This is a genomic window from Aeromonas sp. HMWF017 (genome assembly GCF_003061465.1).
In the GTDB taxonomy this organism is placed as follows: domain Bacteria; phylum Pseudomonadota; class Gammaproteobacteria; order Enterobacterales; family Aeromonadaceae; genus Aeromonas; species Aeromonas veronii.
In genome coordinates this window covers 1-5,507 of the sequence record NZ_QAJD01000044.1, presented here as the reverse complement: position 1 = coordinate 5,507, position 5,507 = coordinate 1, and the positions used below count along the sequence as shown (strand labels likewise).

Annotated in this window: 9 protein-coding genes and 1 pseudogene; 9 read left to right on the top strand and 1 reads right to left on the bottom strand. The window is 54.9% G+C overall.

Going from position 1 to position 5,507, the window contains the following annotated elements; translation table 11 throughout:
* On the top strand, nt 1-662 hold a 662-nt coding region (locus DBR30_RS03880; RefSeq protein ID WP_258224269.1), incomplete at its 5' end, for an ATP-binding protein.
* 37 nt (nt 663-699) lie between these two features.
* On the opposite strand, the gene DBR30_RS03875 is transcribed toward DBR30_RS03880, so the two are convergent.
* On the bottom strand, nt 700-1,614 hold the full coding sequence (locus DBR30_RS03875) for a DMT family transporter (protein WP_108541220.1): 915 nt from the start codon (nt 1,612-1,614) through the stop codon (nt 700-702).
* Nucleotides 1,615-1,970: 356 nt separating this feature from the next.
* On the opposite strand from DBR30_RS03875, the gene rpsJ reads away from it, so the two are divergent.
* From rpsJ to DBR30_RS03835, 8 genes and pseudogenes are all read left to right on the top strand, one after another.
* Nucleotides 1,971-2,282, top strand: a complete 312-nt coding sequence (rpsJ, locus tag DBR30_RS03870; protein ID WP_005307944.1) for a 30S ribosomal protein S10 — start codon at nt 1,971-1,973, stop codon at nt 2,280-2,282.
* Nucleotides 2,283-2,304: 22 nt separating this feature from the next.
* A complete protein-coding gene (gene rplC, locus DBR30_RS03865) occupies nt 2,305-2,937 on the top strand; it encodes a 50S ribosomal protein L3 (RefSeq protein ID WP_005340620.1) in 633 nt (210 codons plus the stop codon).
* Nucleotides 2,938-2,954: 17 nt separating this feature from the next.
* Nucleotides 2,955-3,560, top strand: coding sequence for a 50S ribosomal protein L4 (rplD, locus tag DBR30_RS03860; RefSeq protein ID WP_005340616.1), 606 nt, complete (start codon nt 2,955-2,957; stop codon nt 3,558-3,560).
* Nucleotides 3,557-3,859, top strand: coding sequence for a 50S ribosomal protein L23 (rplW, locus tag DBR30_RS03855; protein ID WP_005307955.1), 303 nt, complete (start codon nt 3,557-3,559; stop codon nt 3,857-3,859). Before rplD ends, rplW begins: the two co-directional genes overlap by 4 nt.
* A 15-nt stretch (nt 3,860-3,874) precedes the next feature.
* The gene (gene rplB / locus DBR30_RS03850; RefSeq protein ID WP_005340614.1) at nt 3,875-4,696 is read left to right on the top strand and encodes a 50S ribosomal protein L2; all 822 of its coding nucleotides are present in this window, start codon (nt 3,875-3,877) and stop codon (nt 4,694-4,696) included.
* A 22-nt stretch (nt 4,697-4,718) separates the two neighbouring features.
* Nucleotides 4,719-4,997: a 30S ribosomal protein S19 gene (rpsS, locus tag DBR30_RS03845; RefSeq protein ID WP_005307960.1), complete on the top strand. Its 279-nt coding sequence runs from the start codon at nt 4,719-4,721 to the stop codon at nt 4,995-4,997.
* Nucleotides 4,998-5,007: 10 nt separating this feature from the next.
* A complete protein-coding gene (gene rplV / locus DBR30_RS03840; protein WP_005319741.1) occupies nt 5,008-5,352 on the top strand; it encodes a 50S ribosomal protein L22 in 345 nt (114 codons plus the stop codon).
* A 3-nt stretch (nt 5,353-5,355) separates the two neighbouring features.
* A pseudogene (locus DBR30_RS03835) lies at nt 5,356-5,507 on the top strand (30S ribosomal protein S3); the annotation flags it as partial.

The following is a 5,507-nucleotide window of genomic DNA, read 5'->3' as shown; positions in this document are numbered from 1 at the left end:
TCAAGAGCCTGATCGAAGAGCGTAACCTGATGATGGCGGGGGTCTCCCATGATCTGCGTACCCCGCTGACCCGCATCCGGCTGGCCACCGAGATGATGTCCTCCGGTGACGAGTACCTCAAGGAGAGCATCAACGCCGACATTGATGAGTCCAATGCCATCATCGATCAGTTCATCGACTACATCCGCCCGGACGAGGGGCAGGATTTGGAGCCGATCGACCTGACCCAGCTGGTGCACGATACCTTGCTGATCTACTCGGAGCAGGGGTTGGAGGTCGATCTGGCGCTGCCGCAAGAGGCGGTGCGGGTGGCCTGCAATCCGGTCAGTATCCGGCGGGTGTTGAACAACCTATCAAGCAACTCGCAGCGTTATGGGGCGAGCCGCTTGCATGCCGAGCTCAAGGACGATGGGCACTGGGTGCGCTTGCGCCTCTCCGATGATGGCCCCGGCATTCCGGAGCAGGACTATTCCCGGGTGCTCAAGCCGTTTACTCAGGGGAATGTGGCGCGGACCGTCGGCGGTAGTGGGCTGGGGTTGGCCATCGTGGCCAAGATAGTCGCCCAGCACCACGGCACTATCCGGCTGGGAAGTTCGGATCTCGGCGGCTTGCTGGTCGAGATGCGGCTGCCAAAACATCAGCCACAGGAGTGGATGGATTGAGAGAAGGGCGTATCCGTGGATACGCCCTTCTGCATGGTCAGCTCTTGGTTTCGACTGATGCACGATAGCGTTTGCCGTACTTGAGCTGCTGGATCAGCAGGGCGGCAACGATGAGCGCTAACCCGATGGGGGTGGCTGGATGGATGGCTTCGCCGATCAACAGGTTGAGCAGCACCAGTGAGGCAAACGGCGAGATAAAGATGAGGTTGCTGATGGGGGCCGTGTTGGTGGCATGGCGCAGCGCCATCAGCCAGAGCACGAAACCGAAGCCCATTTCGAACAGTCCCACATAGATGGCTCCAGCCCATCCCTGCCAGGCGGTCATGGCAAAATCGGAGAGCAACCAGGTTGCAACGACGATAAAAGGCAGGCTGATCATAAAGCCGAGCAACAGGCTGACGATGGGATCGCCCTGATTGCGGGTGTTGAGGATCCAGTAGCTGGCCCAGATGAGGGTCGAGACCAGCGCCAGCGTCACGCCGAGGGGGCTGTCGAACTGGAGGCCGAATATATCCCCTCTGGTGGCGATCACCAGTGCGCCAAAGTAGCCGAGCACGATGGCGACGCCATCGCGCCGACGCAGCTTCTGGCCGAGGAAGGGGACGGCCAGCAGACTGAGGGTAATGGCCCAGGTGTAGTTGAGGGTCTGTGCCTGCTGGGCAGGCAACAGGTCATAGGCCTTGAATAGCAACAGGTAATAGAGAAAGGGGTTCAGCACGCCCAGAGTCAGGTAGTAGAAAGGGCTGGCCTTGATGTAGCTTCCCAGCAGCGGCAGTTTGCCCTGTTTGGCGACGACGGCTGTCAGCGTGAGAGTCGAGGTGAAGGCGGCCACAAGCAACAGTTGTACAGGTTCGAAATAGGCGAGGGAGATCTTGAAGGCTGTGGCGACCGTCGACCAGAGGGCAACGGCGCAAAGGCCATACTGATAGGCTTTCTTTTGATCTTTGAGCATGGGATGTCGTTCCACTGACAGAGGCAAGCGCACAGTCTACCAGTCTGCTTGTAACATTGTCGTTACCTGGGTGTTGGCAGCAGAGTGCGTTGCCGCAGGCGAGATCCATCTGTCACATAAAACTGCGCATAATCTGTTCGTTCTCCCTTGCGCAAATTTGAAAAATCCGTATAATTCCCTCCGCTTACCCATGAGGTAAGCCAGACGATATGTCTGCTGCTGAGTTTCCTGTTTACAGGAGCCAGCCATACAGTCCTCCCGATATGGGGGGAAACGTGAAAAATCACACCTCTGGCGGGAGAAATCTCGGTCGGGCGGTGTTGATTTATGTTCTTTTATCTATTGGAGCTCTGTCAATGCAGAACCAAAGAATCCGTATCCGCCTGAAGGCTTTTGATCATCGCCTGATTGATCAATCCACTGCGGAAATCGTTGAAACTGCTAAGCGCACTGGCGCGCAGGTTCGCGGTCCTATTCCGCTGCCGACTCGCAAAGAGCGCTTCACCGTCCTGATCTCCCCGCACGTCAACAAAGATGCGCGTGATCAGTACGAGATCCGCACTCACAAGCGTCTGGTAGACATCGTTGAGCCGACTGACAAGACCGTAGACGCCCTGATGCGTCTGGATCTGGCAGCTGGTGTAGACGTCCAGATCAGCCTGGGTTAATTACGGAAAGAGGTTGATAACAATGACAATCGGTCTTGTAGGTCGCAAAGTGGGTATGACTCGCATCTTCACTGAAGATGGCGTTTCTATCCCGGTGACTGTTATCGAAGTTGAAGCTAACCGTGTAACTCAGGTCAAATCTGTAGAAACCGACGGCTACAACGCTATTCAGGTTACCACTGGCGCCAAGAAAGCCAGCCGTGTGACCAAGCCGGAAGCTGGCCACTTCGCCAAAGCTGGTGTAGAAGCCGGTCGCGGTCTGTGGGAATTCCGCCTGAACAACGGTGAAACTTTCACTGTTGGTAGCGAGCTGAAAGTAGATCTTCTCGCTGACGTTAAGCTGGTAGACGTTACCGGCACATCCAAAGGTAAGGGCTTTGCTGGTACTGTTAAGCGCCACAACTTCCGCACCCAGGATATGACCCACGGTAACTCCTTGTCTCACCGCGTTCCGGGTTCTATCGGTCAGAACCAGACTCCGGGTCGTGTATTCAAGGGCAAAAAGATGGCTGGTCACATGGGTGCTGAGCGTGTAACGACTCAGAACCTGGAACTGGTTCGTGTTGACGCTGAACGCAACCTGCTGCTCATCAAAGGTGCAGTACCGGGTGCAACCAACGGCAACGTGATCGTCAAACCTGCCGTCAAAGCGTAACGTCTGAGGAGATAGTAATGGAATTGGTAATGAAAGACGCCAAGAGCGCTCTTGAAGTTTCCGAGACTACCTTCGGGCGCGAATTCAACGAAGCTCTGGTTCACCAGGTCGTCGTTGCATATGCCGCTGGTGCCCGTCAGGGTACTCGTGCGCAGCTGACTCGCTCTGAAGTGTCTGGTGGCGGCAAAAAGCCGTGGCGTCAGAAGGGTACTGGTCGTGCCCGTGCTGGCTCCATCCGTTCGCCCATCTGGCGTTCCGGTGGTGTGACTTTTGCTGCTAAGCCGCAAGATCACAGCCAGAAAGTAAACAAGAAGATGTACCGCGGCGCTATCCGTAGCATTCTGTCCGAGCTGGTACGTCAAGAGCGCCTGATCGTTGTTGAGAAGTTCGGCATCGAAGCTCCGAAGACCAAAGAACTGATCGCCAAGCTGAAAGAAATGGAACTGACTGACGTTCTGATCGTGACTGCTGAAGTCGATGAGAACCTGTTCCTGGCTGCTCGCAACCTGTACAAAGTTGACGTGCGTGACGTTGCCGGTATCGACCCGGTCAGCCTGATCGCTTTCGACAAGGTTCTGATGACTGCTGACGCAGTTAAGCAAATCGAGGAGATGCTGGCATGATCCGTGAAGAGCGTCTGCTGAAAGTTCTGAAGGCTCCGCACATCTCTGAAAAGAGCACCATGGTTGCAGAAAAGCAGAACACTATCGTGTTCAAAGTTGCTGTTGATGCTACCAAGGCGGAAGTCAAAGCTGCAGTTGCGAAACTGTTCGAGGTCGAAGTTGAGACCGTCCGTACCCTGAACATGAAGGGTAAGACCAAGCGCGCAGGTGCACGCGTAGGCCGTCGTTCCGATTGGAAAAAGGCTTATGTGACCCTGAAAGCTGGTCAGGACATCGACTTCATGGGCGCAGCCGAGTAAGAGGAGTTCTCAAAAATGGCAATCGTTAAGTGCAAGCCTACTTCTCCGGGCCGCCGCCACGTCGTCAAGATCGTCAATCAAGAGCTGTACAAGGGCAAGCCCTTCGCCGCTCTGCTGGACAGCAAAAGCAAGTCCGGTGGTCGTAACAACAACGGCCGTATCACTACCCGTCATATCGGTGGTGGTCACAAGCAGCACTACCGTATCGTCGACTTCAAGCGCGACAAAGACGGTATCCCGGCTAAAGTAGAACGCCTGGAATACGATCCGAACCGTACCGCTAACATCGCTCTGGTGTTGTATGCAGACGGTGAGCGTCGTTACATCCTGGCTCCGAAAGGCCTGAAAGCTGGTGACGCGATCGCTTCTGGTGCTGATGCAGCCATCAAGGTAGGTAACGCCCTGCCGATGCGCAACATCCCGGTTGGTTCTACCGTTCACGCTGTAGAGATGAAGCCTGGTAAAGGTGCCCAGCTGGCTCGTTCCGCTGGTACTTTCATCCAGATCCTGGCTCGTGAAGGTAACTATGTAACTCTGCGTCTGCGTTCCGGCGAAGTACGTAAAGTTCTGGCCGAGTGCCGCGCTACCATCGGTGAAGTCGGTAACTCCGAGCACATGTTGCGTCAACTGGGTAAAGCTGGTGCAAACCGCTGGCGTGGTATTCGTCCGACCGTTCGCGGTATGGCGATGAACCCGGTTGACCACCCGCACGGTGGTGGTGAGGGTCGTAACAAGGGCATGCAGCCTGTGTCCCCATGGGGCCAGAAGGCTAAAGGCTTCAAGACCCGTAAGAACAAGCGTACCGACAAGTACATCGTACGTCGTCGTAACAAGTAATTGTTAACATAGAGGAATCACCATGCCACGTTCTCTCAAGAAGGGTCCATTTATTGACCTGCACTTGCTGAAGAAGGTAGAGAAAGCGGTGGAAAGCGGGGATAAAAAGCCGGTTAAAACCTGGTCCCGTCGTTCAATGATCATCCCGAACATGATCGGTTTGACCATCGCTGTCCATAATGGTCGTCAGCACGTTCCGGTTTTCGTTACCGAAGAAATGATCGGTCACAAACTGGGTGAATTCGCACCGACTCGTACTTATCGCGGCCATGCTGCTGATAAGAAGGCTAAGAAGCGCTAAGGGATAAATGATGGAAGCTATCGCTAAACACCGTTATGCCCGTACTTCTGCCCAGAAAGCTCGTCTGGTAGCCGATCAAGTACGTGGTCTGTCCGTAGACAAGGCTCTGAATATCCTGACCTTCAGCCCGAAAAAGGCTGCAGTGCTGGTTAAGAAAGTGCTGGAATCTGCCATTGCAAACGCTGAGCACAACGAAGGCGCCGATATCGACGCGCTGCGTGTTGCTACTATCATGGTCGACGAAGGTCCCTCCATGAAGCGCATCCGTCCGCGTGCCAAAGGTCGTGCGGATCGTATCCTCAAGCGTACCGCTCACATCACTGTAGTGGTATCCGACGCTAAGGCTGGGAGATAAGCAATGGGTCAGAAAGTACATCCTAATGGCATTCGCCTGGGTATTACCAAGCCTTGGAATTCTACCTGGTTCGCGAACACCAAAGACTTCGCTGACAACCTGTACAGCGATTTTCAAGTACGCCAGTTCCTGACCAAGGAACTGAAAAACGCGTC